At 39.5% G+C, this 26724-nt stretch carries 34 protein-coding genes and 1 pseudogene; 21 read left to right on the forward strand and 14 right to left on the reverse strand.

Annotated elements, in window-relative coordinates; genetic code table 11:
• Nucleotides 1–94: 94 nt before the first annotated feature.
• From KUH03_RS08870 to KUH03_RS08905, 8 genes are all read right to left on the reverse strand, one after another.
• Nucleotides 95–2098 carry a TonB-dependent receptor gene (locus KUH03_RS08870; protein WP_257092611.1) on the reverse strand — a complete coding sequence of 668 codons (2004 nt, stop codon included), beginning with the start codon at nucleotides 2096–2098 and terminating at the stop codon, nucleotides 95–97.
• A gap of 26 nt (nucleotides 2099–2124) precedes the next feature.
• Nucleotides 2125–2487 (reverse strand): hypothetical protein, encoded by a 363-nt coding sequence (locus KUH03_RS08875; RefSeq protein ID WP_257092613.1) that lies wholly within the window; start codon nucleotides 2485–2487, stop codon nucleotides 2125–2127.
• On the reverse strand, nucleotides 2484–3269 hold the full coding sequence (locus KUH03_RS08880) for a TonB-dependent receptor plug domain-containing protein (RefSeq protein ID WP_257092615.1): 786 nt from the start codon (nucleotides 3267–3269) through the stop codon (nucleotides 2484–2486). Before KUH03_RS08880 ends, KUH03_RS08875 begins: the two co-directional genes overlap by 4 nt.
• Nucleotides 3270–3417: 148 nt before the next feature.
• Complete coding sequence (locus tag KUH03_RS08885; RefSeq protein WP_257092617.1) at nucleotides 3418–3651, reverse strand: hypothetical protein; 234 nt, start codon at nucleotides 3649–3651, stop codon at nucleotides 3418–3420.
• Nucleotides 3652–3850: 199 nt separating this feature from the next.
• Nucleotides 3851–4213 carry a FecR family protein gene (locus KUH03_RS08890; protein ID WP_306429519.1) on the reverse strand — a complete coding sequence of 121 codons (363 nt, stop codon included), beginning with the start codon at nucleotides 4211–4213 and terminating at the stop codon, nucleotides 3851–3853.
• 88 nt (nucleotides 4214–4301) lie between these two features.
• Complete coding sequence (locus KUH03_RS48385) at nucleotides 4302–4484, reverse strand: FecR domain-containing protein (protein ID WP_373564799.1); 183 nt, start codon at nucleotides 4482–4484, stop codon at nucleotides 4302–4304.
• Nucleotides 4485–4698: 214 nt separating this feature from the next.
• A complete protein-coding gene (locus tag KUH03_RS08900) occupies nucleotides 4699–4980 on the reverse strand; it encodes a hypothetical protein (protein WP_257092629.1) in 282 nt (93 codons plus the stop codon).
• Entirely contained in the window at nucleotides 4902–5576 is a 675-nt protein-coding gene (locus tag KUH03_RS08905) for an RNA polymerase sigma-70 factor (RefSeq protein WP_306429712.1), read from the reverse strand. Before KUH03_RS08905 ends, KUH03_RS08900 begins: the two co-directional genes overlap by 79 nt.
• 389 nt (nucleotides 5577–5965) lie before the next feature.
• Here KUH03_RS08905 and KUH03_RS08910 point away from each other — a divergent pair, with 389 nt between their 5' ends.
• The 4 genes from KUH03_RS08910 to KUH03_RS08925 all read left to right on the forward strand — a co-directional run bounded on the left by KUH03_RS08910 (nucleotide 5966) and on the right by KUH03_RS08925 (nucleotide 8210).
• A complete protein-coding gene (locus tag KUH03_RS08910) occupies nucleotides 5966–6604 on the forward strand; it encodes a hypothetical protein (RefSeq protein WP_257092631.1) in 639 nt (212 codons plus the stop codon).
• Nucleotides 6574–6927 (forward strand): helix-turn-helix domain-containing protein, encoded by a 354-nt coding sequence (locus tag KUH03_RS08915; RefSeq protein ID WP_257092634.1) that lies wholly within the window; start codon nucleotides 6574–6576, stop codon nucleotides 6925–6927. The genes KUH03_RS08910 and KUH03_RS08915 overlap by 31 nt, the downstream gene beginning before the upstream one ends.
• Nucleotides 6928–7085: 158 nt before the next feature.
• Nucleotides 7086–7877, forward strand: a complete 792-nt coding sequence (locus KUH03_RS08920) for a hypothetical protein (protein WP_257092636.1) — start codon at nucleotides 7086–7088, stop codon at nucleotides 7875–7877.
• A 48-nt stretch (nucleotides 7878–7925) separates the two neighbouring features.
• Entirely contained in the window at nucleotides 7926–8210 is a 285-nt protein-coding gene (locus KUH03_RS08925) for a hypothetical protein (protein ID WP_257092638.1), read from the forward strand.
• A gap of 160 nt (nucleotides 8211–8370) precedes the next feature.
• Here the strand turns inward: KUH03_RS08925 and KUH03_RS08930 are convergent, their stop codons facing one another.
• From KUH03_RS08930 to KUH03_RS08955, 6 genes are all read right to left on the reverse strand, one after another.
• Nucleotides 8371–9342 carry a RagB/SusD family nutrient uptake outer membrane protein gene (locus KUH03_RS08930; protein WP_257092639.1) on the reverse strand — a complete coding sequence of 324 codons (972 nt, stop codon included), beginning with the start codon at nucleotides 9340–9342 and terminating at the stop codon, nucleotides 8371–8373.
• Nucleotides 9273–9722, reverse strand: a complete 450-nt coding sequence (locus KUH03_RS08935) for a RagB/SusD family nutrient uptake outer membrane protein (protein ID WP_257092641.1) — start codon at nucleotides 9720–9722, stop codon at nucleotides 9273–9275. Before KUH03_RS08935 ends, KUH03_RS08930 begins: the two co-directional genes overlap by 70 nt.
• A gap of 3 nt (nucleotides 9723–9725) precedes the next feature.
• Nucleotides 9726–10454, reverse strand: a complete 729-nt coding sequence (locus KUH03_RS08940) for a hypothetical protein (protein ID WP_257092643.1) — start codon at nucleotides 10452–10454, stop codon at nucleotides 9726–9728.
• Between the two features lie 5 nt (nucleotides 10455–10459).
• Nucleotides 10460–12916 (reverse strand): SusC/RagA family TonB-linked outer membrane protein, encoded by a 2457-nt coding sequence (locus KUH03_RS08945; RefSeq protein ID WP_257092645.1) that lies wholly within the window; start codon nucleotides 12914–12916, stop codon nucleotides 10460–10462.
• Nucleotides 12900–14432 carry a TlpA disulfide reductase family protein gene (locus KUH03_RS08950; RefSeq protein ID WP_257092647.1) on the reverse strand — a complete coding sequence of 511 codons (1533 nt, stop codon included), beginning with the start codon at nucleotides 14430–14432 and terminating at the stop codon, nucleotides 12900–12902. Before KUH03_RS08950 ends, KUH03_RS08945 begins: the two co-directional genes overlap by 17 nt.
• A gap of 367 nt (nucleotides 14433–14799) precedes the next feature.
• Nucleotides 14800–14991, reverse strand: a complete 192-nt coding sequence (locus KUH03_RS08955) for a hypothetical protein (RefSeq protein WP_257092649.1) — start codon at nucleotides 14989–14991, stop codon at nucleotides 14800–14802.
• Between the two features lie 243 nt (nucleotides 14992–15234).
• Between KUH03_RS08955 and KUH03_RS08960 the strand changes: the two genes are divergently transcribed.
• From KUH03_RS08960 to KUH03_RS09040, 17 genes and pseudogenes are all read left to right on the forward strand, one after another.
• Complete coding sequence (locus KUH03_RS08960) at nucleotides 15235–15642, forward strand: helix-turn-helix domain-containing protein (RefSeq protein ID WP_257092651.1); 408 nt, start codon at nucleotides 15235–15237, stop codon at nucleotides 15640–15642.
• A 142-nt stretch (nucleotides 15643–15784) separates the two neighbouring features.
• Nucleotides 15785–16162, forward strand: coding sequence for a type I restriction-modification system subunit M N-terminal domain-containing protein (locus KUH03_RS08965; RefSeq protein ID WP_257092653.1), 378 nt, complete (start codon nucleotides 15785–15787; stop codon nucleotides 16160–16162).
• A 182-nt stretch (nucleotides 16163–16344) separates the two neighbouring features.
• Nucleotides 16345–17304 carry an SAM-dependent methyltransferase gene (locus KUH03_RS08970; protein ID WP_257092655.1) on the forward strand — a complete coding sequence of 320 codons (960 nt, stop codon included), beginning with the start codon at nucleotides 16345–16347 and terminating at the stop codon, nucleotides 17302–17304.
• Nucleotides 17294–18112, forward strand: a complete 819-nt coding sequence (locus KUH03_RS08975; protein ID WP_257092657.1) for a restriction endonuclease subunit S — start codon at nucleotides 17294–17296, stop codon at nucleotides 18110–18112. The genes KUH03_RS08970 and KUH03_RS08975 overlap by 11 nt, the downstream gene beginning before the upstream one ends.
• Nucleotides 18070–18240: a hypothetical protein gene (locus KUH03_RS08980; protein ID WP_257092659.1), complete on the forward strand. Its 171-nt coding sequence runs from the start codon at nucleotides 18070–18072 to the stop codon at nucleotides 18238–18240. Before KUH03_RS08975 ends, KUH03_RS08980 begins: the two co-directional genes overlap by 43 nt.
• A gap of 2 nt (nucleotides 18241–18242) precedes the next feature.
• Nucleotides 18243–18554 (forward strand): hypothetical protein, encoded by a 312-nt coding sequence (locus tag KUH03_RS08985; RefSeq protein ID WP_257092661.1) that lies wholly within the window; start codon nucleotides 18243–18245, stop codon nucleotides 18552–18554.
• A gap of 8 nt (nucleotides 18555–18562) precedes the next feature.
• Nucleotides 18563–19060, forward strand: coding sequence for a hypothetical protein (locus KUH03_RS08990; protein WP_257092663.1), 498 nt, complete (start codon nucleotides 18563–18565; stop codon nucleotides 19058–19060).
• Nucleotides 19061–19210: 150 nt separating this feature from the next.
• Entirely contained in the window at nucleotides 19211–19519 is a 309-nt protein-coding gene (locus tag KUH03_RS08995) for a hypothetical protein (RefSeq protein ID WP_257092665.1), read from the forward strand.
• A gap of 85 nt (nucleotides 19520–19604) precedes the next feature.
• Complete coding sequence (locus tag KUH03_RS09000) at nucleotides 19605–20366, forward strand: type I restriction endonuclease (protein WP_257092667.1); 762 nt, start codon at nucleotides 19605–19607, stop codon at nucleotides 20364–20366.
• 8 nt (nucleotides 20367–20374) lie between these two features.
• On the forward strand, nucleotides 20375–21235 hold the full coding sequence (locus KUH03_RS09005; protein ID WP_257096802.1) for a DEAD/DEAH box helicase family protein: 861 nt from the start codon (nucleotides 20375–20377) through the stop codon (nucleotides 21233–21235).
• On the forward strand, nucleotides 21232–21687 hold the full coding sequence (locus KUH03_RS09010; RefSeq protein WP_257092669.1) for a hypothetical protein: 456 nt from the start codon (nucleotides 21232–21234) through the stop codon (nucleotides 21685–21687). The genes KUH03_RS09005 and KUH03_RS09010 overlap by 4 nt, the downstream gene beginning before the upstream one ends.
• Nucleotides 21688–21719: 32 nt before the next feature.
• The gene (locus KUH03_RS09015; RefSeq protein ID WP_257096804.1) at nucleotides 21720–21818 is read left to right on the forward strand and encodes a DUF3387 domain-containing protein; all 99 of its coding nucleotides are present in this window, start codon (nucleotides 21720–21722) and stop codon (nucleotides 21816–21818) included.
• A 19-nt stretch (nucleotides 21819–21837) separates the two neighbouring features.
• Nucleotides 21838–22718: pseudogene (locus KUH03_RS09020) on the forward strand (DUF3387 domain-containing protein).
• Between the two features lie 25 nt (nucleotides 22719–22743).
• Nucleotides 22744–23415 carry a hypothetical protein gene (locus KUH03_RS09025; RefSeq protein WP_257092670.1) on the forward strand — a complete coding sequence of 224 codons (672 nt, stop codon included), beginning with the start codon at nucleotides 22744–22746 and terminating at the stop codon, nucleotides 23413–23415.
• A 281-nt stretch (nucleotides 23416–23696) separates the two neighbouring features.
• Complete coding sequence (locus KUH03_RS09030; protein ID WP_257092679.1) at nucleotides 23697–24143, forward strand: hypothetical protein; 447 nt, start codon at nucleotides 23697–23699, stop codon at nucleotides 24141–24143.
• Nucleotides 24089–25441: a hypothetical protein gene (locus KUH03_RS09035; protein ID WP_257092681.1), complete on the forward strand. Its 1353-nt coding sequence runs from the start codon at nucleotides 24089–24091 to the stop codon at nucleotides 25439–25441. The genes KUH03_RS09030 and KUH03_RS09035 overlap by 55 nt, the downstream gene beginning before the upstream one ends.
• Nucleotides 25438–26205 (forward strand): HNH endonuclease signature motif containing protein, encoded by a 768-nt coding sequence (locus KUH03_RS09040; RefSeq protein WP_257092683.1) that lies wholly within the window; start codon nucleotides 25438–25440, stop codon nucleotides 26203–26205. Before KUH03_RS09035 ends, KUH03_RS09040 begins: the two co-directional genes overlap by 4 nt.
• Nucleotides 26206–26724: the final 519 nt, after the last annotated feature.

Genomic DNA, 26724 nt, shown 5'->3' on the forward strand with positions numbered 1-26724 from the left:
TTGGGTTCTTCGGATAAGTATTTTTGCAGCTTGCGGTCATTAGTAGCGCAGCGGCAAACCCTATATATGTGAACACTCTCATGTCTGTCTGTTATTAAAATTGAAAATTGATACCGAATGTATAACTCTGTGCAGGGCGCATTGTGCCCGGTAACCAATCCGGATTGTAACCTTTCGAGTTGGCACGCCAGATCAAGCCAAGGTCACGCGCCTGGACGAATAGGTTGACATTGTTCAAGCGGATGGCTTCTGTCCAGCGGTTGGACAGTTTGTATCCTAAGCTAAGCTCTTTAAACTCGATATAAGATGATTTTTCGACCTGGCTGCTTAAAGCCTCGCTGTAGCGGTCCCAGAGGTATAGATTGGTCTCATCAGGCAGCGCAAATCCTGGAATATTCGGATTTCCTGCGAGCACATCATTGACATACTTGTTGACAAAAGTCTTGTCAGACCCTACAAGTGCAGCGTAGTTGAAGGTTGGATTGCGGTATACTCCACCCATCTTGCCCAATAGGATAAACATGATGTTGAAGTTGCCTACTTGTACCGTATTGGTCCAGCCCAACGTATGTGGCGGTACGTCGGTACCCATATAGTGGAGAAAAGGAAGTCCTAAACCTCTATTGTAAATAGAGACATCATTAAATGTCTGCGGGCTATTATTTGGTCCGGCGACATGCGGTACACCGTCGATCATGCCAATATAATCGAATGCGTAAACCGAACCCACGGGGCGGCCTTCGACGAAAGCCCCAGTGATCAACTGATAGGTGTAGAGCGACGGATTGTACAGCGCATCAATATTGTTGGCATTGTACGCGTAGTTGAAATTTGTGCTGTACTGAATATTTTTGGCTATCGCTAAATTGGTACCCAACGCGAGCTCAAATCCTTTGTTGGTGATCTCGGCATTGTTAAATTTCTGCGATCTGGTTCCAGTTGCTGCCGGCAGGGCAATCTGTCCAATAATACCCGAACCTTTTTTGCGGTATAGATCCACTGAACCGAAAAACTTGCTCTTGAAAAAGGAGAAGTCGATTCCGAAGTTGTTCGAAGCGGTTTTTTCCCAGCGCAGTCTTGGGTTTCCATTATCGGCAATGGTGGCTGTAATGGTTCCTGTGGAGGGATTTAAGCTCCCGCCCACATTGAGCAAGGTCGCTGTCGAAGTCGAATTTTCCATGTTGCCGTTTTTACCATAGGTCAGGCGCATCTCCAAGCGGTCTACATAATCCTGCGCGGCCATAAAGTTTTCTTTGGCGAGATTCCACTTGGCACCTACAGACCACAGCGGTGACCAGCGCAGCTTGGGGTCATCGGTAATGAAATTGGATGCATCGCTCCGTATGCTGCCCGATAGGGTGTAACGGCTGAGATAGGTATAGGCCGCATTTCCATAAAGGGAGATGAACTTGTTTTTCTGCCATCTGAAGGTTGTATTGCCTCCCGGAATGGTGGTTGGGTATCCTTCAAAATCGGTAAACTGGTCAACCGAGCTGCCGTAACCGTAAGGCGGTGTCGTTGCCTGGAGCTTATCACCATAGTAGCCGTATACCGCAGGGTTGATTGTACCCTTGGTCAGGTACTGGGACACTTCCATCCCGCCGATAGCCGAGATATGATGATCAGCACCGAAAACCCTGTCAAAATTCAATTGATTCCTGAAGACAAAACTCTGGATGTCCTCCTGCCCTAGTTCCTCCGCATTGAAGCCATCTTCGTATTGGATCATTCCACGTCTCAGGATGCCGCCTTTAGGGATATAAGCCTTACCTACGGTCTTGGTGCCATCGTCGTATTGTGTCTTGCTATTGATCAGACTACGTACGTAGAAGGTACTCTCATCATAGATACGCTCGCGATCGATCTTGTTGCGCTCATATTGAAACTTGGTATCGAAAGTAAGCCCCGGAATAATCTTTAGATTAAGTCCCGTCTGTACGCGGGCATTGATGCGCTCGTCGGTAAAATCGCGACCACGTACTTCGCGTAGCAGGTTGTATGACCAATCCGAGTAGGTGAATTTTTCGGTAGGGATCAGGCCCAGCTGCTCGCGGTTATAGTCTTTTAGATTGACGCCGTAACTACCATCTTGGTTCAATAGCAGCTCATAAGGCGATAGTTGCTCTATTTCAGCAATGGTCGCACCGCCGTATTGTTGTTTTTGTACTGCAGGTTGGCGCCCAGGTTGAACTTTAAGAACGAAGTAATGTTGAAATCGTTGTTGAAATTCAGGTTGAAACGGTCATAACCGTTTTTCTGAAAAGAACCTTTACTGTTTTCATAGAGAACGGAAGTGTAGTTGCGTATACGCTCGTTGCCGGCCTGCAGATTGACATTGTACTGATTGAGTACGGCTCTTTGCGTCAGCAGGTCCCGGAGCTGCCCCCGATTGTCTATTTTGCTCAATCTGTCCAGTTCGGCATTCATGTCGGCTGTAGACATCGTGCCATATTGATTGGCATAAAGCGCTTCTTGCGCTAATGTCAACGAGTTGGTAATATCTCCAAACGAATTCGCATAGGGATAAAAAGTCCAGTTGTTTTCATAAGCCTTACGTTCGTAGGCAACCTGATCGGCCGAATTGGCCTGGGTAAGGATATAGTTGAGATCCGGTCTTCGCGATATTCTGGAGAATGCACTCCCTGGATCGTGAGTCTGTTGTCGGTTTTTGCTTTTTTGGTGACAATAACAATCACACCATTGGCGGCACGCGCACCCCAGATGGATGCCGCAGCAGCATCTTTAAGTACGGTGACGGATTCGACATCATTGGGGTTGATATCCGAAAAGTTGCTACTGGATATCGGGAAGCCATCGACCACGATCAGCGGTTTACTATCGGCATACAGGGTGCTATTGCCCCGGATCAGAAAGTTTACGCTACCGTCTTCATTTTCCTTGGCCTGCATACCGGCTACAGTACCCTGTAATGCACTGGAAAGGTTGGATGTAGGACGTTTGCCCAATACCGATTGTCCGACCTGACTGAATGATCCCGTCGCGCGTTCTTTCGAAATCGTCTGATAGCCTGTACTGACCGTGACATCCACACCTTCCAGCGTCGATAAACTTGGCGTCAGCTGGATCAGCCCCATGGATTCTTTGACTTTGAGGGTAAGCGGCTCATAACCGACGTAGGATACCAAAATCATCGCATCCCGATCGGGAACCCGTAGACTGAACGTGCCGTCTTTGCCTGTTGTAGTCGTCATATCGCTCTGAATCACGCGTATGGAAGCACCCGATAGGTTCTCCAAATGTTCATTCACGACTCGCCCCGGATGACCAACTGTTGCATAGCCGCAGCAGCTTCCGTCTTTGGTTTTAATGCGATAATATCCGTATCTATACGATACGCGATATTGGTATTTTTAAAGATCTGGTTTAGGACGTCAACTAGCGGAGCATCTTTTACGGTTAGGTTGAGCCCTTTGACTTTTTGATTAGTTGTGCATCGCCAATAAAATCATAGCCGCTTTGTTTACGGATTTTATTGATAATAAGCTCTAAAGAAGCATTTTTTCGCTTAGCGTTATTTTTTGAGCAAAGCCACTGGCATATACCTGGCAAAGGCCGAATGTCAGTAGCACAATGATTAGTTTCATCACGATGAGCGTTTTGCGGAGGATATAGACAGGCGTCTCCCTCCATTTTTCAAGGTAAAAATTCATACATTTGAGTAATTTGGGTTAGATGCTATTGTTAGTTTGTTGGAATTAATAATTGGGGCCAAAAATCTACCGGATGTGTTCGCTGCACATTCGGTTTTTTTATGACCCAATTTCAGTTTTTATTAGGTGGCTGTTTCATGATTTCTGCTCTAATAAAGGTTAGTATTTATTTTATCTGGTTAGGATATGACGGCAATCTTTCGTCCTGTACGTTTAAATTTAACATCAGCCGCCGCCTCCAGCGCACGTAGCACAGCGGATAGGTTGCGGGATCGGGATACAGCCCCGATATAGGTCTTCGCGGAAGGCGTCTTTTCATACGTGAATTCGACATCGTACCAGCGCTCTATCTTACTTAGGATACTGGGCAGGGTCTCGTTATCGAAATTAAAGTAGCCGTTCTTCCAGGCTACAGCATGCTCGGTATTGATATGGGCTAGCTGTATCTGTTTTGTATCTTCCTTAATTGTACTTTGTTGACCGGGTTTGAGCAAGACCGAACTGTTATTGGCAATCCTATTCACTTTGACGGAGCCTTCCAATAGCGTGGTTACGGTGGATTCGGATTCGTAAGCCGATATGTTGAAATGTGTACCCAGTACCTCTATGGTTTGCTCCCGGCTGCGTACTTTAAAAGGTTGTTTTTATTGGGGCCACTTCAAAGTAAGCTTCACCTAGTAATTCTACCACGCGTTCTTTGCTGTCAAATCTGGATGGAAATTTTAAGGAGGAATAGGCATTAAGCCATACCTTGGTTCCGTCTGCAAGGACGATATTGTATGCTCCGGTCCTGGGGTTTGTAGTGTATGAAATATGGGGCTTCGGATATCGAGGTGGTACCTAAATTCGGCCGTAAGTCGGACCATCAGCATAGCTGATGTTTGCGCCCACGAGGATGGTATTACTATGCTCGCTTAACTGGATGGTACTTCCGTCACTGCTCAGTAAAACAGCTTTGTTGCCCCCGGCTGGATATCGGCCTGCTGCAAAGCACGCTGGTTTATAGCTGGCCTATCGGATTGTCTCCTCAAGAAGTAACTGCCCCCAATAATAAGACCAAGGATGCTGCCACTGCACTTATTTTGAGGATCTGATTCTTCCTTCTTATCCGCTTGATCGTATAGTGGATATCGGCGTCTATTTTGGTTTTGACTTCTTCCTGAATACGCGTTATATCCTCCGGATCTGCTGTATATCGGCTTTCTTTGAGTTGTTGAAGATGCCAGTTTTCTACCCAGGATTTCTCCTCTTCGGAACAGGTGCCTTGGCGGTAACGTTCAAGAATTTCTTTTGCGTTTTTGGTCTCCATGATAACAAAGGTTTAATACGTTTCTTTGCTATATGTAGGTTCAAGTGGAAAAAGTAGTAGATGGAATTTAAAAAAGTAAAAAACAGCGATGTGAATTTTGAACGCATGATTTTCAAGGCGTTACTGACCTGTTTACGTACCGTATTTAGGGACACATTGCTCTGTCTTGCAATTTCTTCATAGCTTTTTTCTTCCTGACGGCTCAGGATGAATATCTCGCGCATCTTGGGCGGCAGATTCATGATTTCTTTTTCGATCTGTTGTTGCAGTTCTTTTTCGAGGAGGTAGTTGTCGGTCGAGTATACGCCCTGATCCAAAAAATGCTGTAGCGAATCTGCATAGCCCTGTCTCACTTTTTGCTTGTCGATGTAGTCGAATAACTGGAAACGCACGGCGGCATAGATGTAAGCAGAGAAACTTGTGTTTATTTCCAGCCCCGTTTTTGACCAAAGGGAAACAAATACATCCTGAAGAATATCCTTGACCACCTCTTCATCGGAGATGATTTTACTCGCATAGATAAATAAAAGTGGGAAATATCGTTCATATAGGAGGCCAAACGCTTGTTCATCTTTTTTAGAACAAGTGCTAGCAATTCTTTATCCGATAAATCTGTGTAGCAATACATTCGTTAGTCAGGACCTGAAATCAAACTTACGTTAAAATTAACAAATTACAAATTCTCTGCCTATGATTTATGGGGACCGGGCTAACCCTAAAGAGCGGAAAAATATAGCTTTCGCTGTACCGCATCAGGCAAATGCCGAGCAGCCAGCAAACAAGTTCAATCTTTATAACCTTAGCTACAAATACACGAATTATCCTGTTTTTGATTGAATTGTACCTACATTTAGCAAAATAGTCCTATAAATAAAAGCATTCCATGTATTAATTTTGTACCCGTATAAAGTGTGCAGCGGCTGTCTATCATTCCGATTGATACCAGATGCACTGCAACAGGTAGGTGATACATTATCTTCCACAGATGGAGCAAGATTATAAACTACGTTTTTCAAAGCCCTTATTAAAAGTAAACAATGTAAGCGGACGGCTGCCTGATTTTTGTCGTTACCCGGTACCGATGGCAAACAGGGCACGGCAATTTGATTTTGAGGGTGCTACTTTGCTGCAGCAGACGATCCATTGTGAGCTTTTCGAGATCGATATCTTTCAGCTGGATACCGTGGATCCCTTTGTTGTCCACTATACATTGGACCAGCAGCGGATCTTTTTCAATTTCGTTCTTTCCGAGCCAATTGCCTTTACCACCGGTACCGGTGAACATGTGACCCGTCCGGGGAGCTGCAGCTTCTATCTTTCAGCTGAGCAGGCCGGTCGCTATCGGGCCGAATGTCTTTCGGGTGCAACAGATCTGGTCATCATATCCCTAAACCCCCAATGGCTCAGCAAGGTGGTCAAGCAGTATCCGATATTCCGGGAAGCCGTATCCTTTCTGACCGAATCGACCAATCCTTTTGATGTACTGCCCCACTTCCGGATTGATCAGGAGCTCTGTCAATGGCTTTTTAGCGTGCTTGCCTTTGAGCATGAGAATCCTTTGCCCAGCAGGCAGAGCTGCAGAAATACCTTATTATGGGTCTGGGACATTATGCACAGTTGCTAAGCCGCTCGAACCGCACCCAGTTGTATCTGATCAAATTACATATCGACCGGTATTATGACGATCCCAACCTGGATACCTGTAGCCTGATCGCCAGGCATGCCTTGTCTTCGGCCACTGTCATACGGCTCTTTAAAAGCGAATACGGCTACACGATTCGAAATTATTGTATCCAGGTGCGCCTGCGTCATGCCCATCGGCTGCTGACAGAGGGACAGCTGAGCTTTGCGGAGGTCTACCTCCTGGTCGGTTATAACAATGAAAACTCCTTGCGCAAAGCCTATAAAAACTACGTAGCACAGCTCGACGGCAGCAAAAGATTTTAGTGCCAGCCTCACCTTTGCCAACCGTATTGGATCAGATGAACAAAAAGCACCTGACATGCCTTTGATTTGAGCGCATTTTGCTCATTCAGTCCTTTCCTATTTTTCCTGTCCTAGCGAAATTTATGACTCACTAATTATAAATTTAATCGATTGAGACAATGAAAAATACCTTTGCCCTCCGGAGCGATTACCCAATCCAAGCTAGCCGCTGTCCGCTATGCTGTCTGAGCAATAGCCGTTTTTTACTCCACATTCCAAGCCCGCAATCGGATATGGCAGATAAATATTATGTTCATAAAGGCCTCAAGCTCTTTTTTGCTTTCTGGGAAAAATACCACGCACTGGACAATTTCCATTATCAATGGGCCAAAGACCACCTTAAAGTCCTTGCTGTCAAACGTGGAGAGGTACTCGAGCCGCCCGGACATACGACCGAGATCAGTTATTTTGTTGCTACAGGCATACTCGCACGTGCTGTGGATGACCCCAATACAGGCAAACGCAAAATTACCAGCCTGGCACTTCCCAATATGGCCCTGATGAGCACCGTCCATCTCCACAGCCACAGTATCCGGCCCGGAGAAATTATTGCACTAAGACCCGGGATTATTATCGCTCTTCCGCATAGCGTACTGCGACGCTTTCAGGAATACGAGAAATCAGTCGATACCTTGGTTGATGTCTTTTGCAACAAAGAGAAGCGGCAGCTTATCCTCTTGCAACAGCTTCTCCGCGAATATTCATCCTTTGAACGTTACCTCAGTTTTGTTCAGCTCATGCCTGAGATCAGGGCCGTCACCTCACAAACCGAGCAGGCCGCACTACTGGATATTTCCCGCAATACGATACAGCGGGCGACCTATTTCCTGGCGACCCGAAAAAACGCCGAAAATAGCACGGCTATATGGAGCCAAAATCAGGGGATTTCAGTGTGCAACTTTGTCATGTAGCACATGGAGGTGCTACATAAATAATTATATAAACTTAAAGTTTTCGTTATGAGAACCACAAAAAACAGCTGGTTACGTACCAGCACATTACTTTTACTTTCTTTGGGCATCGCTTACGGTGCACAAAGCTTTACTGAAAAAGACGCTATTCGCGTTGAGAAAAGGCTGACTTCGTTGAATGGAAGTATGAAGGAACATCTAACGATCTATCCCAGGCTCTTGATTCTGACAATTATTCTCCCGCTGGGTCGGCAACCTGTGGAGGTACTCCGCAGACAATCTGCCGAATATCTGCCCCAGAAGATCTTTCAAATCCCGGACACCCGGATATGAGTGCTTCGGTTGGCTCATCAACAGTTGGTGCGGATATTCAGAACTCAGTCTCGAATCCTATTCCTACAACAAACAACACGGTGAAAAGCCTTCGTTCGTTTTAGTTTGTTTCTAGCACAAAGCCGAAAAGGGAGCGCTCTACTGGAGTGCCCCTTTTCAATTAACGTATATTTTGCTGCATGCCCGCCTGCCTTACCACTTCATCAGGTATGAGGTAATAATAACGGCTATCATTTGCCGGTAATTCTGCGATGATATTTCCACTATCATCCTTCCTTTGTAAAATAACTTCCCGTCCTTTCTCTTGATTTAAGCGTTTGATATCGCTCCACCTCAACCCACGAAAGCTCAATTCCTTCCGACGTTCCTCCAAGATCAGATTAATTGCCTTTTCCTTATCAGCAAATTTAATCGGAATAAAGGTTCCCGATTTCCATTTATGCATCAGTAGCTTATTAAGCTGCTCAGCTGCTTTATTCAGATCGCCTCTACGTGCAGCACATTCTGCTGTGTTCAGCAGAAGTTCATCGGTAGTCGGTCCAAAGAATAAAGTGGAAAACACACCGGGATAATTTCCTTTAAAGCCGATATGCCCATTCCCTTTATCATAAAAATAAGCCTTTTTACGAAGATCATTCTCCGTGTATTGACCATATAAAGTCTTATTTACATTTGCTACCGTTTGTAATAACAGATTGCCATTACGGCTATATACAGCATAGATAATTTCATCATGTCCAATCGGAAATGGACTCATACTCTCCAAGTCCAACGTATTCAGATCCGTTACTTTATTATAAAGATTCAATGCTGCATCCGCATATTTTTCTGCTAGATCATACTGACGGAACGACAAGTAAATTCGTGACAACAATGCATAAACCGCCGCCTTTGAAGGTTTCACCTTCGACGACGAAGTCGCTGGTAACAGTTCCAAAGCCTCGTTGAGGTCTTTCAGTATGGCAGCAATATTTTCAGCTACCGTACCACGCTGCGAGACTACGGTATAATCTGAAGTCAGCCGAATGGGGATTCCCGGTTTCGAATCCGACCCAACCCGACCTATTTCTGAATACACCTGTGCCTCACCATAATGCACAAAAGCCCTTGTAAACAACGCCTCACCACGCATAATCCCTTCTCATTTTCATCAGCTTTAATTCGCTGAAGAGCTTCCAAAACTACATTTACCGTCATGACCGCACGATAACCGTTGAACCAATCACCTGACAGATCCAATGCCGGGTATTCCTTTTTCCATAGATACATGCCCCGATCGGTTTCACTCATATTCTTAAGGCTATTATCATCCAGATAATAGTCATCCGTACCGTTCTCCAACAAGGAGGAGGCGAACAGATTCAGATTGCTGACATCATTGAGCAATCCCCTTACATCTGTCATTGTTTCGGGTACGGCAATTGCGGCATCCGGTTTCAGGTCAAGATATTTTTCGCAGGACTGTAAAACGAAGAGTCCACAAAGTAAGATCAAAAAAATACAGTTCTTCATCTGCTAATATTTTATGTTAATATTCAAACCATAAGTGCGGATAGCCGGAATTCCGTAGCTATCCGGATCAAGTCCATACCTATTCTTTCGCCATATAATACCCACATTATTGATATAGCCATTCAATGATATTCCAACTGGTCGTTGTCCTGCTTTGGCATTGAATGAATAACCTACACGGATATCCGAAATACGGATATGGTCACCTTTAAGAATGTTGCTTGACGAATTGGCATAAAAATCGTCACGATTGGCATCCGCCGGATAGATCATCGATGGAACCGAAGTCTTTGCCTCATCACCGGGCTGCTGCCATCTGTCGGCAAAGTCCGCATGGCCTATCCATGATCTGAAAAGCGTCGCATAGCGGATTGTCTCTTTTTGGAAGAAATAACCGAATTTATATACAACATTGACTGAAGCCTGAAATCCCTTCCACTGGATACTGGGCCTTAAGCTGCCCTGATAAGTTGGCAATGCCCTTCCGTGGTAGTTCAGGTTTTGGACAGAGTCGTACAAAATCTTAACATATTCTTTACTGATTTCTCCGCGATACCAACCTTGTGGATCCCCTGTATTGGGATCAAGTCCTTTGAACTGATAAGAAAAAATGGGGTAAAGACCTTTTCCCTCCAATGGCATCAGGGCTCTTCCACCAGCAGAGGCATAAAATGATGCGCTGGATATCGTTCCCTTGTATTTTGATACTTTATCCGTACTATAACCAAACAAGGTTTCTATCCCAATGTGCAGGAGCTGCCCAATGCCTGGCGAAAGTTAAGGGTCAGATCGAAACCCCTTCCTTTTAACTCACCGACATTGCGGCGCATATTGTAAAAGCCTAACGTCGGATCTATTGCTTCCGATGCCAGCAAGTCTGTTGATTTTTTGATATAATAATCAAAGCTCCCGGATAGTCTATTCTGCAAAAAAGCAAAATCAACGGCGAAGTTGTTCATCCTTACATCCTCCCATTTGAGGTTTGGATTGGGAAGAGTGCCAACACTGGCCTTCCGTTCAGTCTCCAATCCACCAGTCGGATTGCCATAATAAATAGTCGGAAGTGTCGTCGATACCCCACCCAAGTTACCCGAATGCCCCACCGTCGTACGTATTTTCAAGAGATTTATCCAATCCAGATCAGCCATAAATTTTTCATTGGTAAGGATCCACGCCAAACCGGCAGACCAAAGCGGATTCCATTTATCGTTGGTCTTTACCCCAAATAAATTAGAGGCATCCTTACGGGTAGAAAAATTAGCAATGTATCTATTTCTGTAAGTCACCGCAGCATTACCAAAGAAGGAAACAAAACGATTGCTCCTCCGCCCGAATCCATTGGCAAACGGAATCCGTGAGTTGCCGGCCAGACCACCGTAGATCGGATAGGTATTGATCGGATCAACATTGATATTGGTCATTGTGTTTTCATCATAACCATACGCTGTATTCAGCCTTGTGTCCGTACTTGCATGACTGATCTCAGCTCCAGCGAATAAATTAAACTTCCAGTCGCCAGCCAATGCAAAATCCGAGCTCGCCTGAAACCGCGCCTTGTGAGCCACCATTCGACTCGTACTATTCTGCATAATACCACCCAGTGGAATGATCCGCGTAATAACCCCATTCTTTACCTGACTAAACCTATTGATCAGATCACGTGTGTAGAATGAATTCACGCTATTGAGCTTTTCCGTATCGGTAGCTTGGTTCTCATAATTATACAAGCCACTAAGACTCAAAAATGAAAAAGGTTTATAGGATAGCGCTCCGTTCAATACAATATCCTTTGTACCAGTGGTTATACGGCTCTCCGTATAATCCTCCAAGGGCCTATATGTCCAATCCAACAGCTGTGGATCCGGTATATTTTGTACGAAAGAAAGGTTATAATTATACGGAATAGCGAGCGCAGATCCATCCTCTCCTTTCAATTGCGCATAAGGATACAAGGCAGCCTTCCCTCCCAGTGGATTGATCGGAAAATTCGGGAAAGTAGGACTTCCATCCGATCGTTGGTCAGACCAGGTCATCCCCAGCTGAAGCTGTAGCCGATCGGTAAAATCATAGCGGTTAGCAGTTTGCAATGTAAAGCGTTTTGAACTGCTCGCCATCTGCTGTTCGGTATTGTTATCATACCCAAGGGCAGTACGGTTAGCAAACCGGTTTCTACCCAGATCATAGGAAAGATGATACTGTTGCCGCAAGGGATTACGATAGAGATTATCCATTACCTCCCGTCTGTAATCGTGGTTCCGAAAGGAATTGATCTGTCTCTCCACTTCTTCCATTGAGAGCAAACCTTTGGATTGCTGGTTGAGCAGCTGAATCACCGGAGAGAATACCAGCAGCCGACTATTGACACTACCAAGCGCCGTATTGTAGAATCCCTTGTCAAACAACATGCGTTCGACAGCTATAAAATCAGATGAGGCAATATTACGCAGATAAAATAGATCCTGCTTTTCGCTAAAGGTCAGGTTATGGGTAAACTCCATTTTATTGTACCCTTTGCTATTCTTTTTGAGATTGATCACAATCACCCCATTACCGGCACGTGCACCCCAGATAGAAGCTGCCGAAGCATCTTTCAATAAGGTTACCGATTCCACATCATTGGGGTTTATATTGGCTATATCTCCGGAATATGGAAAATTGTCCACAATAATCAGCGGCTGCATCAGATTATCCGAAAAAGTATTAATGCCACGAATATTGATGACCGACTTTCCTGTACGGTTGTCAAATTGTAGGCCCGGAGCCAGATATTCCAGTTTCTGTAGTATATTATTTGAGATCCGCGTAGCCAACTTGGCACTATCGATCAACGAAAAACTGGCGGCAGATCGTTCTTTTGGAAGAGACTGATAACCAGTGTTGACTTCGACAACATCCAATATTTGTTCTTTAGATTTTAAAACAACCCTGATCTTATCCGCAAAGTCATTCCATAGCAGCAGCTGTGATTCATAACCCAGCATTGAAATCGAAACCTGTAGCGGTTTGGCGATTATGGGGATCACAAAATCTCCATTCAGATCCGTTTTATAACTTAACTTGGACTCCGCCAACCTGATACTTGCATTGTGAACTGGTTTACCGCTTTGATCGACCACTGTACCACTGTATCTACCCTGGGCAGATACCATGACACTAACACATAGTAGCGCCAACAGACTAATTAGGCATCTCATATTGCAGACAATAATTAATAAAAGCCTTTACCCGCCCGTGATCCACAAATTCAGCGCTTGTGATGGCGGCAATACGTCCAACTGGTGTGATCCAGACATAATGTGGCACAGCCCGGTGCGGAAACAATGTATTCAGGTATTTATCATTGTATACCGTGGGCAGCCTATTCTCACGAAGAAATTCATTTCTCATCGTGTGAATCTGTTTGCTATTTTCCTGGGCTACGAGCATAAAATTGAAATTTCCGTAAAATTCCTTTTGTAGCGCCTGCAACTTGGGAAATTTGCTGATACAGGAGGCACAGGAAATACTCCAGAAGTCCACGATTAGTGGCTTCCCTCTGAATTTTGTCATTGTGACAAGCGATGTATCGCCTTGGCTATAGACCTTTAGCCGCTGTCCCCAAAAATCATCTGGAACACGATAATCAACTCCAATTGGAGTCACATTAGATAGCCCCTCCGCCCCGCTGTCCTTGCGGGGCGTCTGAGCTGATAAACTAAACATAGAAATCAGTATTAAGAACAGGCATGTCAGAGACATACGATATCCGCTTCCGTAACCTGCAACTACTGAAAAGCATTTTAAATCACTCTGAAGCCTCAAAACACCCTTAACCATAAAAGAGTCAACGGCACTATAAACACGTCCGCAAATCACCTTAAAAGCATCAAATTTTAAATATGCTGACTCCCCTCTATTGACAGCCTCGGTATTTACCACCTTTGCTTGGTTGCAAGCTATGGCACAGCATTTATAGCCCTGCTTCACCAAAAAGCTACTAGTAGTCTGTAACTCTCCCGTAGCTATTTGGTAACCCTTCGGTAGCTTTTTGGTACATTCGCTGTGCCTTTTTGGTACCTTTTCAGTACAGTCCCAGTAGCTTAACCGTGAATCACCAGTACCTTTATGGGCAAGGAATAGACGACATAATGCCCTACCAACTCCCAACCAACTTCGCCCGTTGATCGAGTTTTCATCGGGTCGGCATCGGGCCAGCATCGGGTTAGCCCCGAGTAAACCCGAAGGACAGCCCGAGCAAAATTGCCTGCCAGGCAGAAGAAAGGTAGAAGATGGGGCGAAGATGGTCAGGAAAAAGTCCGAAAAAGGTGATGTCCCTCCCCTCGTCGGGTGGTCTTTGACGCAGCTTCGAGGTTTGTTCGAGAATCGTTCGGGAATGGCTCCACAATGCTTCGACTCGGCTTCGACAACGCTTCGACTGCGCTTCGGGAAGTTCTCGAAGAGAAGTCGAACAACAGTCGAAGCACTCCCGAAGGAGAGTCGACCTTGGTACGACGCGGTCTCGAAGACTTTCCGAGCAAAACCCGAAGGCCACTCGAATAAGCCTCCTTTTCTGCTTTTTTGAAAGCACTTTAAAGCAACTAAAATGCCTTGGCTGATCCAGTAATTTCCCCGTATCCGACAAGCAATTTTATAGTACGTTTTTCCTTTGTTAATTTGCTTACGCAACAGTTGCATAAATAGTACTATATCTGTACTTAGCAAGTACTTCATCAGTACTGGAGCTATACTTGTAAAGTATAGTCTAAAAAGGGGCAATAGTTTAGGGATTTGACCCTATATTTTTGGAGTTAATTTGGTATGAGCAGGAGGAAACTTTCACAGTAGGCAGTTCACTCCCACCCTTGTAAAAACTGTTCATTTTTAAAGGTGTTGAGGGCTGTGACCTGCTGACTGGGATTTTTTTAGGATACTTACAAACGTATCGTCTTGCTCCTAAGTCTAACTTAGGTCACAAATAAAAAAATTGTTGTAAATGCGGGAAGCGCAAGACGTTTGAGTGGTCGCTTTTAAGTTACTATAATTGGTTTGATACGTCTTCAGCAGCTAAAAAAGTCATCGGATGACTTTGGTCGCCGAGCTACTCTCGGGCCGTAATGATGTTCTTTGATTGTTGTTTTTGTTCATAACTCGTTTTATTGGCAACAAGTCTTCTAGCAGGCATTAGAAACTGCAATGGCGTAGCATCCAACCTACCGTCAGCGAGGCCGTGAGAAGCCTTTGGAACGAGTAAGCGGACGCCACGCCATTGCTGACGGGCGTATTGATCCACTTATCGCCTTGTTCCAGTTGAAATTTCTCACGTTTCGCCAACAAGACCCATAGTACATCCACCTATAAGATGGAGCTAATCTATTATTTTTTACGCTTTTTTTCCAATTTTAAATTTCTTCTCTAATTTTAGTATATTTGGTAATTAACTTTACAAAGATTTAAATTTCTGTACGACAATCAAATAGCATTCAGTTATATAAACATAACTTTTGAGTTATATTTGGTTATAAATATTAATAAAATGACAACTGGTACTAAAATAAGATTATTGAGAGAGCAAAAGGGCTGGGGACAAGACGTCTTAGCAGCTGAGTTAGGAATATCTCAACCCGCTATATCCAAATTAGAGTCGGATCAGAATAAATTATCTTGGGATAATGCTGTAAAGCTTGGTGAATTATTTGAGGTTGATCCAGAATATTTTTTTGAGACAAAAGTATTTAATCATAATACAAATACTGGAGAAGGCAATCAAGTAATTAGTCCTCAAACTTATCATGAAAGCGATATTGAGTTATTAAAGTCTATTTATGAGGATCATTTGAAAACTAAAAATGAATTGCTCGAAGAAAGATACGAGAGAATTGTGGAATTAAAAAAGCAGGTTGAGGAATTGAAAGCGGAGTTGGCTAATTTGAAGAAAGTATAAATTAAAAACGCAAGCTGTCATCGAATTAAACAATGTAGTTGCAGATTTAACAATAGACTTTAGTTAAAATATTTTAAGGCTGTAATCTCTTTTTGAGCTTTATGGTCTTTTTTATGTTTAATAAATAGAAAATAAAAATTAAATGACTGATATAAAAGATTTAGAAAAAACACTTTGGACAGCAGCAGATAAGCTTCGCAGTAACATGGATGCAGCTGAATATAAACACATTGTACTTGGACTGATTTTTCTAAAATATATTTCTGATGCATTCAATGACTTACATCAAAAGCTAGAACAAGGCGAAAGAGAGTTTGAAGGCGCAGATCCAGAAGACCCAGATGAATATTTGGCATACAACGTTTTTTATGTACCTGAAAAAGCTCGTTGGACATTCCTACGTGACAATGCTAAACAACCTGAAATTGGTGTATTGATTGACCAAGCGATGGACAACATTGAAAAAATAAACGACAATCTAAAAGGTGTTTTACCAAAAACTATGCTGATCCCGATTTAGACAAACCACGTTTAGGGAACTAATTGATCTGATAAGTAAAATAGGTTTTGGTGGCGAAGGTCACCAAGGCAAAGACCTTTTAGGCCAAGTGTATGAATATTTTTAGGAATGTTTGCAGATGCCGAAGGTAAAAACGGGGGCAGTTCTATACACCGCAAAGTATAGTAAAGCTTCTAGTTGAAATGCTTGAGCCTTACAAGGGAAGAATTTATGATGGTTGTTGCGGCAGTGGTGGTATGTTTGTGCAAAGCGAAAAATTCATTAAAAATCATCAAGGCAAAATTGGCGATTTGAGTATCTATGGTCAAGAGAGCAATCCTACAACCGTAAAGTTGGCCAAGATGAATTTGGCTATTCGTGGTATAGATGCCAACATTCAATTTGGCGATACATTTAGTAATGATTTACATCCTGACTTAAAAGCAGATTATATTATTGCTAACCCACCGTTTAACATCAGTGATTGGAAAGGCGAACAATTAAGAGACGATAAACGCTGGAAATTTGGCATACCGCCAGTTGGCAACGCCAACTACGCTTGGTTACAACATTTTATACACAAATTGAGTTCAAATGGTACAGCAGGTATTGTATTGGCGAATGGAAGTATGAACAGTAGTACAGGAAGCGAAGGCGATATTAGAAAAAATATGATTGAAGCAAGAGTAGTTGACTGTATGGTTACACTACCTGCCAATTTATTTTACAACACTACAATTGCAGCATCTTTATGGTTTTTAGCAAAAAACAAATCCAATGGAAAATTTAGAAACCGTGAAAACGAAATACTTTTTATTGATGCAAGAAAATTAGGTGTAATGGTTAACAGACGAAATCGTGAGTTGACGACTGATAATATTGCACTAATAAGTAACACTTACCATAAATGGAGAAACCCAAATGGAGGCTATGAAGACATTGCAGGTTTTTGTAAGTCTGCAACAATGGAAGAAGTGAAACAAAACAATTATGTATTGATGCCTGGAAGATACGTAGCATCCAAAGACGAAGAAATAGATGTAATACCGTTTGATGAAAAAATGCAAAATCTCACGGCAAAACTTTCTGCACAATTCGCTAAAGACAATGAGTTAGAAAATACTATTCGTGAAAACTTAAAAGGAATTGGATATGAGTTCTAACGAATGGACAAAATATAGAATTGGAGACTTGGTAGAACAAGAAAGAGGAATATCATATGGTATTGTTCAACCTGGAGAGTTTATCAAATATGAAGGAGTTCCTGTTCTTAAAGTTAATAACTTAACTGAACGCAAATATGGATTAAAGGATGTTCAAAAAGTTAAAAATGAAATTGAAAGTAAATACTCTAAAACAAGGCTTAAAGGAAATGAAATTCTCATTTCACTAGTTGGTAGTTTAGGTTATGTTTTTAGAGTTTCACAAGAACAAATTGGGTGGAATGTTGTTAGGGCAATTGGCGTTTTACCAATAAAAAAAGAACTTAATCGTGACTTCATTTTTTGGGCTTTAAAACAACCTGATGTCCAAAAAGCATTTGATTATTTTGCTACACATACCGTTCAGTCTACTTTAAATTTAAAAGAACTTAAAGAAATTGAAATTCCATTTCCATCTGAAGAAGTACAAAATAGAATTTCTTCTATATTGAATTCGCTTGATGATAAAATAGAAAATAATTTAGGTACAAATCAAACCCTTGAAGAAATTGCTAGAACTATTTTCAAAGAATGGTTTGTAAACTTCAATTACCCAAGTGCTGATGGTCGTAGAAAACATAGTGAGTTTGGAGAAATACCAACAGATTGGGAAGTTTTAGGAATTGGAGAAATTTGCTATGTTCAGAATGGATATGCTTTTAAGAGCAACGATTTTAAAGAAGAAGGCGAAGTTGGCATTATCAAAATAAAAACATCAATGGTAACGTGGTTGATATTGAGAAAACTGACTTTGTTAATGCAAATGTAGTTGAACGACTGGACAAGAAATTTAAAATAGAAAGTGGCTCTCTGCTTATCGCAATGACCGGTGCAGAGGTTGGAAAAATTGGTTTAGTTCCATTAACCGAAAAAACCTTTGGCTTAATCAACGAGTAGGAATGTTTAAAGAAAAAATTGCTTACGGCAATTTATTTGTGTACTTGTTACTTTCTACTGAAACATACCAAACAGATATTCAAAATTCAGCTTTGGGTAGTGCTCAGCCCAATATCAGTGCATCAGCTATTGAAAGTATTCGTGCTATAATTCCACCTGCTGAGTTAATTGAAGTATTCGGTAAAATGGTAAATCCTATGTTTGAAAAAATATTGGACAACCTTGCCGAGAACGAAACTTTAAAAAATACCCGAGACAGTTTGTTACCCAAATTGATGTCGGGGGAAATTGATGTAAATATTTCAAACGAATAATTTAAACTATGGAATTAGACGATTTGATATATGAAGATCACGAAGACTTTAATCAATCTATTGATGATGATGAAGGTGCAATAACTATTTTAAGTACTTCATTTAGAGCAAGCAAAGTTTTATTCACTTTAGAGAAAGAAACGTATCGGATTGCCTTAACCGATTTTGAGAACCAACAAACAGAGGAATTAAAACAATTAGCTTTTAATGTTTTGCCCGATTGTATTTCATATCATTATTGGCAATCTCAACGAGGACCCAATTCAAATAATCCAATTGAAAGATTTTTACATTTAAAAGATAGTTGGGAGGCGGTTATTTTTACTTTGAATGCTTTGGTTTGGGGTGAAGTTAGAGCAAAAGGAACTGATCTAAAAACAGCAGATGTTTACCATAGCGGTCAACCCAATCAACGATTTAATTCAAGAGTTTTGTTATCTGATGAATTGAAGCAAATACTGAAAATGTTAAAGCAATTGTCAATTTTTCAAATGAAAATGATTTGAATTTAAAGTGTGGAAATTTTATTACACTGGAATTAATAGAAACGTTATATGAATTGCAAAGCAATAGAAATCATTTTTCACATACTGCAACACCAACAAGAGAACAAGCCGAAGCCGAATTGAATATTGTTACTCCTCTTTTTTAGAACAGTGTTAAAAAACCTTCGGTTTTTTGAAGAAATAAGCATACTTCGCTTTGACAGCTTTACAACAGTTTGCCGTTTCCAAACCTTTAAAGCTCATTCATTAAATAGAGAGTTTGATGAAACAATTGAAGTACAAGCTTCTCAACAAGGGTATGTAATGACTAATCCTGGCTCCGTGATTTTTGCAAAATGGGAAGATGATATTTTTAGTCTGTCACCTTTATGCATTATTTACACGATACAACGGGACACGAAACTTATTTGTGTGTTTACAAAGGAAAACGAGAAAGCAAATTTTGGTATGAACCCGTAAAAGTTAGAAACAACATTTGCTACGACCCTCTACAAGCACGTTTTAATGCAGAAAAAGAGGAATTACAAAATTTAATTGTGCCATAATGAACGTACTAACAGAAGAAGAAATAGAACAATTGGCTTTGCAAACTTTGCAAGAGCTAGGTTATGAAATTATAAATGGCTCAACCATCGAAAGACCTTTTAACGAAGTTGTATTAATTAATTGTTTACAAAATGCTATAGATAAAATAAATCCAGAAATCCCAGCCGATATAAGAGAAAAAGCATTAAGAAATGTTTTAAGGGTTCAGTTCACCACATTATTAGCAAATAACGAAGCATTTCACAAACTACTCACAGAAGGAGTTGACGTAAAGGGCAGAGATGGGGAGCAAATCAAAACATTTAAAGTGTGGTTAGTTGACTTTCAAAATCCAGCTAATAATGATTTTGCAGCCGTTAATCAGTTTACTATTGTAGAAAACCACAACAACAAAAGACCTGATGTAATCATTTTTGTAAATGGTTTACCATTGGTTGTGATTGAAATCAAGAATGCAACGGATAAAAAAGCAGACGTAAAAGCAGCCTTTAATCAATTGCAAACATACAAACAAGCTATACCTACTCTATTTAATTATAACAGTATTTTGATAGCAACAGATGGTTGGTTTGCTAAAGCAGGGACCATCACAAGCGATTGGAGCCGTTTTAGTGGTTGGAAAATACCACCAACTAAGCCTGAAACATCTAACATTATTGCTGAACCTGAAGGAACTTATAATTCAACCTTGTTTCCAAAAGAATCAACTCATTTGGAAATGGATGTGGTTTTAAATGGAATGTTGGAAAAAGAACCTTAATTGATTTAATCAGATACTTTGTTGTTTTTGAAAAAACAAAAGAAAAAACCGTTAAAAAGATTGCTGCTTATCATCAATACTATGCAGTTAACAAAGCCATTCAATCAACTGTAAAAGCAGCATCTTTATCAGGCGACCAAAGAGCTGGTGTTGTTTGGCATACACAGGGAAGTGGTAAGAGTCTAAGTATGGTTTTTTATTCAGGTAAAATGGTGGTAACACCACAACTGAATAATCCAACCATTGTTGTTTTAACAGACAGAAACGATTTAGACCAACAACTTTTTGAAACATTTAGTAATTGTCAGCAATTAATCAGGCAAACTCCAGTACAAGCAGAAAATAGAAATCATTTACAAAGCTTGTTATCTGTTGCTTCGGGCGGTGTCGTGTTTACGACCATTCAAAAATTTATGCCTGAGGAAAAAGGCGGCACCTATCCAAAGCTATCAGACCGTAGAAATATTGTTGTGATTGCCGATGAAGCACATAGAAGTCAATATGATTTTATTGATGGCTATGCAAGGCATATGAGAGATGCTTTACCAAATGCTTCTTTTATAGGTTTTACTGGTACTCCAATTGAAAAAGAAGATAAAAATACACAAGCAATTTTTGGAGAGTATGTCGACATTTACGACATACAACAAGCCGTTGAAGATGGTGCAACTGTTCGTATTTTTTATGAAAGTCGTTTAGCCAAAATTGAACTCGACCCCGAAGAACAGAAAATAATTGACCAACGCATTGAAGAAGTAACAGAAGAAGACGAATTAACCGAACGCCAACAACGCTTTGCTAAATGGACGCAACAAGAGGCCGTTGTTGGAAGTGAAAACGTTTACAACAAGTTGCTACCGACATTGTGAAACATTTTGAGCAACGCAGTGAGGTGTTTGATGGGAAAGGAATGATTGTTTGTATGAGCCGTAGAATTTGCGTAGCTCTATTTGATGCAATCATAAAAATTAGACCTGAATGGTACAGTGGCGATGATGATAAAGGAGCTATTAAAGTGATTATGACTGGTTCATCTTCTGACCCTTTAGATTGGCAAGAACACATCAGAAACAAACCAAGAAGAAAATCAATTGGCGACCGTTTAAAAGACCCAAAAGATGGTTTGAAATTGGTTTTAGTTCGTGATATGTGGTTAACTGGTTTTGACGCACCATGTTTACATACTTTATATGTAGATAAGCCAATGACAGGTCATAATTTAATGCAAGGCATAGCAAGAGTAAACCGAGTTTTCAAAGATAAAGAAGGCGGTTTAATTGTAGATTATTTGGGAATTGCGCATGATTTAAAAAAGCATTAAGTGTTTATACAGCAAGTGGCGGGAAAGGTAAAATTGAATTTGATCAGGAAGAAGCCGTTGCAAGAATGGAGGAACTGTATGAAATAGTTGTTGACTTATTTCACGGTTTTGATTACAAAAAAATTCTTTAGTTTACAACCAAGAGAAAAATTGAACTTCCTTTTAGATGCAACAGATTTTATTTTAGGACTTGATAAAGGGCAAGAACGTTTCAGTATAAATGTTTCTAATCTCTCCAAAGCATTTGCTATTTCAGTTCCACATCCAAAAGCTATCGCTATTCGTGATGATTTAAGCTTCTTTCAAGCTATTAAAGCAAGGATCTCTAAATTAAGGGAAAGCAAGAAAAAAGAAGTGATGAAGAAGTAGAAACTGCTATCCGTCAAATAATTTCTGATGCTCTAATATCAACGGATGTAATAGACATCTTTCATGCAGCAGGAATTGCAAAACCAACAATCGAAATTCTTAACGATGAGTTTTTAGAACAAATTAAAAATTTACCAAGAAAGAATTTAGCGCTTGAACTTCTGAAACGATTATTGAATGAAGAAATTAAAATTCGTTCAAACACAAACTTGGTTCAGAGCCGTAAGTTTTCAGAAATGCTTGCAGAAGCTGTAAAGCGCTACCAAAGCGGACTGATTGAAGCTACACAAGTAATTGACGAATTGATCAAGTTGGCCCAAGATATAAAGGCTGCGGACCAACGTGGCGAAAAACTAAATCTACGAATTGATGAATTAGCATTTTATGATGCACTTGCGGATAATCCAAAAGCAGAAACTGTTTTAGGCGACGAAATTTTAAAAGCTATTGCTCACGAACTAGTGGACAGCGTAAGACGAAATACATCTATAGATTGGCAACTGAAAGAAAGTGTACAGGCTAAATTGAGGGTATTAGTAAAACGTATTCTACGTAAATATAAATATCCACCAGATGATATAGAGACTGGAGATTATACAGAATCAGTAAACAAAGTATTGGGGCAAGCTGAATTACTAGCTGACTATTGGACAAAAGATTAAGGGGTGTTGTAAAGGAATTTAACGTATGCGTGAAATTATCCACAATTGGTACGAAGCTTACAAATTAATTGCAGAATTACTGTTGCAAAAATTTGGCGATAGTGATAATCCATCAAAAGATCTTTATGACCATCTAAAAAACACTAAGTTTGCAGACTTAAATCGTGGCAGATTATTTAGGGATAGTTTAACCAGGACTGATGAATGGGGACTTGATCCCATTCAGGTTTTTTCAACATTTAACTATACCAAAATAGATACATATAGAAGAATAGAATTGATAAATGCATTATTATTTGAACTTGGCTCGGACAAGACTGTCAACTATATATCATTCGAAGGCGTTCCAACTCCTATTATTACGCAAATAGCACAATACAGAGGATTTCAAAAACAAAATGAAATATGGGCTGTATTTAAGGAATTATTACAAAGTGGATTTGGTGCTTTAAAGGAGGATCATTTTATTAGCTTAAATAATTGGCGAGGTATCAAGCTTACGTCTTTTACGATGTTTTTGTTTTGGATTAATTCTGAAGAATTCCTGCCTGCTGATAAAAATACGATTGGGTTTCTAAAATCTATTGAGCTAATCAACTATTCTCCAAAGAATTATTCTGATTATATAAAAATATGTCAAGACATCAAAAATAATACTGAAGGTAATTTTTCAAAAAGTCAGTTTACAGAGATATAGTTTTAGATTCTTATAAAGTATTTAATTTTGAACAAGGTTCTTATACCTTAAGTGATAATTCATCCAAATTATTAATCACTAATAGAAGAGGTCTTACCAAGAAGAATGACATAGTAAAAAGAATAAAAGAGGAAAGATTAAATGGTTTTAAGATAATTGCTATAAGACCAACAAAAAAATATAGAGGAAAAAGGCAGAAACATCTAAAAAACCTGATAGAAGATCAACTTTATCAATTATACAATTCATACAACATAAAAAATAGTGATAGAACCATAAGTTTGGATAAGGATAAAGATTTAAATCTTTATAATAAAGGAGAATTAAACATCTCTATTTCAGCAATTGTAGGGATGAATGGGAGTGGAAAAAGTACCATTGCAGATTTTATTTATCTAATCATTAACAAAATAGCTTTTCTGAAGAGAGTAAGCTCTGAACAAGAACTTGTTAATGAAAGAGTTTACGCAGATTTGTTCGTACACCTCGATACTGTTTATAAAATATCCGTAGGCGATAAAATTGAAATTTTCAAATATAAATATGTAAGCGACGGTATATATAGAATTAACAAAACTCCAATTGAAATAAATGAATTCGACTTGGAGGACCTATTTTACACGATAGCAATCAACTATTCCCTATATGCATTGAACTCTAAAATTATTGGCGATTGGGTGGTTCCCTATTTCATAAAAATGACGGATATCAAGTTCCTTTGGTATTAAACCCTATGAGAATAGAAGGTAATATCAATGTTAATAGAGAAGAATGGTTGGCAAAGTCACGTTTACTTTCAAATATTCTTGATCCAGACTTAATTGACTTTGAAAAAAAAGAAATTCCAGAAATTGCGCCAAATTGTACACCGAAGTCAATACGGTTGACGCTCAACAAAAATAAAATAAATGAAAAATTAACCAAGTTTGAAAAGCAATATGGTTCAATTGACAAAATGCTTGTTGATGACGTCCTAAATTTATTAGTTGGTGAAAGCAATAACATCTCTTTTGCAAAAAAGGAAACTAGAAATTATATCTTTTTGAAAGTTAATGACATCGCTAACAAGTATCTTTTTTATAAAAATAAGTATCGTGATTTGCCTAAATGGGCATCGGATGACAAGAGCAAACTTTATGAATTTATAAAAAAACTAAATGATGATCGTAGTCATGTCACTTTTAAGCTAAGACAAGCAATTAATTTTTACAAATTCGGAATTTATCCCGAAAATTCCGATTCTTCAATTATACAAATAATTGAAAAAATAGATGTGCATAAAACAAACGATTTCTTACGAACTATTGATCTTGTACCTCCATCCTTCTTTGACATAGAAATTGCATTTGAAGACGGTAGCACTTTTTCCAATCTTAGCTCTGGGCAAAAGCAGCAAATATTATCCGTAAATACTATTGGATATCATTTATATAATATCAGTTCTGTAAGTTCATTTGAAAACCATATCAATTATTCAAAAGTTAATATCATTTTCGATGAGGTCGAACTATACTTTCATCCTGAAATGCAAAAATCTTATGTTAATAATCTACTATTTCATCTAAAGCAATTACAGATTGATGACATAACGGATATTAATATTATTTTCATTACCCATTCTCCATTTATTCTATCTGATATCCCATCTAGTAATATACTGCGATTAAAATCTGGGAAACCTACTAAAATGAAGAATACTGAAGAAACTTTTGGAGCAAATATTCATGACCTCTTGGCGAATGACTTCTTTCTAGAAAAAGGTTATATGGGCGAATTTGCAAATAGAAAAATAAAAGAAACGATCGAAACTCTTAGCCTCTGGAAAGAAAATAAGACTAAGGATAAAAACAAAGAAAAAGAAGCAATTTATCAATTTATAAAAATTATTGGTGAACCATTAATAAAAGAAAGCCTTTTAGATTTGTATCATGAGAAAATAGGTTTGCATGAATCGGAATATTCTTTATCTGAAATAGATGAAGAAATAAAAAGACTGAAAGTATTAAAAGAAAGGATAAAAAAATGAGACCTATATCTTTTCAAAAAGTAGACTCAACAATTATTGCATTCGATGCACGGTTGACAATATTTAAAAAGAAAATTTTGAATAATTTAGACTCATTGATCTTTCCCAGAACGCCTAAAGATAAAAAAGCATATATCAATCATATTAAAATAAATATTGACAAAATAATAGCAGGTAAACCTGAAGTAATTAATACATTAAAAGCGGAATTTGATGCAATATTAACTCCAAAACTTATGGCTAGTAAAGCCTATATTGATTTTAAGGACAAAATCTTGGGAGCATTAGAATATGCATCAAGAAGATCAGATTTTTACCCTAAATATTTTCATCAATTAGGTATAAAAGCCTGTGTATATTGCAATGCACAACTCGCTGTAACAATAGAGGAAAAAGTAAATCTAAAGACAAAAACAAGAATTGATTATACGGCTAAATTTCAAGTAGACCATTTTCTTCCGAAGGCCGACTACCCTTGTTTTAGCATATCTTTATATAATTTGTATCCGGTTTGTGCTAATTGTAATATAGCAAAATCAAAGAGTATTGTGGATTTCAATCTCTATTCAGATGAACAAAACCTCACTTCAAATGGCTATAAGTTTGATTTAGAAAAAGGTACTGTAGCAAAATATTTAATAAGTCGCAACGTAGAAGATATCCAATACAAGTTTTTGGAACCTATGGTTTTAGCGCCCACTAAATCATTTCAAGAAGTATTTAAAATCCAAGAAATCTATGATACACAAAAAGGACGTTGCTGAAGAGTTGATTTTAAAAGCGGAAATATATACTGAGGAGTACAAAAAGAACTTAAAAAACAATTTCCTATGTTGTTTACTAATGAAGGAATTTTCAACAGACTATTACTAGGTAACTATTCCACAGAAGAAGATCTTCATAAGCGTCCTATGGCCAAATTTACAATGGATATAGCAAAACAAGTAGGCTTGATAAAAAGAAATAATTAATTGACAAAAAGTACTTCTTTAGGCGATGAAGAAACTGGTGCAAACCAAACAATAAACAAAACGACAACAAATAATAGTAGAAGTAGAAAACCAAACCAAATCATCATTTTAGATTTACGTAATATGTAGGTAAAGTCTCTTTTAAAATTGTCGTAAATATCCATATACATTTGTTTAAGCATGTCACTTTCATTTTGTAAATCTTTTTTAACTTTTTTAGGTCGAACAGGATAAAAGATATTGTTCCCATAACAAATATAACATATGCTGAGATCAGGAATATAACCGAGTTATTGGCAAGGCCATTGTTGG

It is taken from the genome of Sphingobacterium sp. E70 (assembly GCF_019285695.1).
Classification (GTDB): Bacteria; Bacteroidota; Bacteroidia; order Sphingobacteriales; family Sphingobacteriaceae; genus Sphingobacterium; species Sphingobacterium detergens.

What these genes read in the sequence shown, in the direction of transcription:
- KUH03_RS08975 (WP_257092657.1), top strand. Translation starts at nt 17,294, where the DNA reads ATGAGTTCTAACGAATGGACAAAATATAGAATTGGAGACTTGGTAGAA.
- KUH03_RS08960 (WP_257092651.1), top strand. Translation starts at nt 15,235, where the DNA reads ATGACAACTGGTACTAAAATAAGATTATTGAGAGAGCAAAAGGGCTGG.
- KUH03_RS08920 (WP_257092636.1), top strand. Translation starts at nt 7,086, where the DNA reads ATGAAAAATACCTTTGCCCTCCGGAGCGATTACCCAATCCAAGCTAGC.
- KUH03_RS08885 (WP_257092617.1), bottom strand. Translation starts at nt 3,651, where the DNA reads ATGGAGGGAGACGCCTGTCTATATCCTCCGCAAAACGCTCATCGTGAT.
- KUH03_RS08910 (WP_257092631.1), top strand. Translation starts at nt 5,966, where the DNA reads ATGGAGCAAGATTATAAACTACGTTTTTCAAAGCCCTTATTAAAAGTA.
- KUH03_RS09040 (WP_257092683.1), top strand. Translation starts at nt 25,438, where the DNA reads ATGAGACCTATATCTTTTCAAAAAGTAGACTCAACAATTATTGCATTC.
- KUH03_RS08970 (WP_257092655.1), top strand. Translation starts at nt 16,345, where the DNA reads ATGCTTGAGCCTTACAAGGGAAGAATTTATGATGGTTGTTGCGGCAGT.
- KUH03_RS09000 (WP_257092667.1), top strand. Translation starts at nt 19,605, where the DNA reads ATGAACGTACTAACAGAAGAAGAAATAGAACAATTGGCTTTGCAAACT.
- KUH03_RS08930 (WP_257092639.1), bottom strand. Translation starts at nt 9,342, where the DNA reads ATGCGTGGTGAGGCGTTGTTTACAAGGGCTTTTGTGCATTATGGTGAG.
- KUH03_RS08915 (WP_257092634.1), top strand. Translation starts at nt 6,574, where the DNA reads ATGGGTCTGGGACATTATGCACAGTTGCTAAGCCGCTCGAACCGCACC.
- KUH03_RS08965 (WP_257092653.1), top strand. Translation starts at nt 15,785, where the DNA reads ATGACTGATATAAAAGATTTAGAAAAAACACTTTGGACAGCAGCAGAT.
- KUH03_RS08985 (WP_257092661.1), top strand. Translation starts at nt 18,243, where the DNA reads ATGTTTAAAGAAAAAATTGCTTACGGCAATTTATTTGTGTACTTGTTA.
- KUH03_RS08950 (WP_257092647.1), bottom strand. Translation starts at nt 14,432, where the DNA reads ATGAAGTACTTGCTAAGTACAGATATAGTACTATTTATGCAACTGTTG.
- KUH03_RS08925 (WP_257092638.1), top strand. Translation starts at nt 7,926, where the DNA reads ATGAGAACCACAAAAAACAGCTGGTTACGTACCAGCACATTACTTTTA.
- KUH03_RS08935 (WP_257092641.1), bottom strand. Translation starts at nt 9,722, where the DNA reads ATGAAGAACTGTATTTTTTTGATCTTACTTTGTGGACTCTTCGTTTTA.
- KUH03_RS09025 (WP_257092670.1), top strand. Translation starts at nt 22,744, where the DNA reads ATGCGTGAAATTATCCACAATTGGTACGAAGCTTACAAATTAATTGCA.
- KUH03_RS08990 (WP_257092663.1), top strand. Translation starts at nt 18,563, where the DNA reads ATGGAATTAGACGATTTGATATATGAAGATCACGAAGACTTTAATCAA.
- KUH03_RS08945 (WP_257092645.1), bottom strand. Translation starts at nt 12,916, where the DNA reads ATGAGATGCCTAATTAGTCTGTTGGCGCTACTATGTGTTAGTGTCATG.
- KUH03_RS08900 (WP_257092629.1), bottom strand. Translation starts at nt 4,980, where the DNA reads ATGGAGACCAAAAACGCAAAAGAAATTCTTGAACGTTACCGCCAAGGC.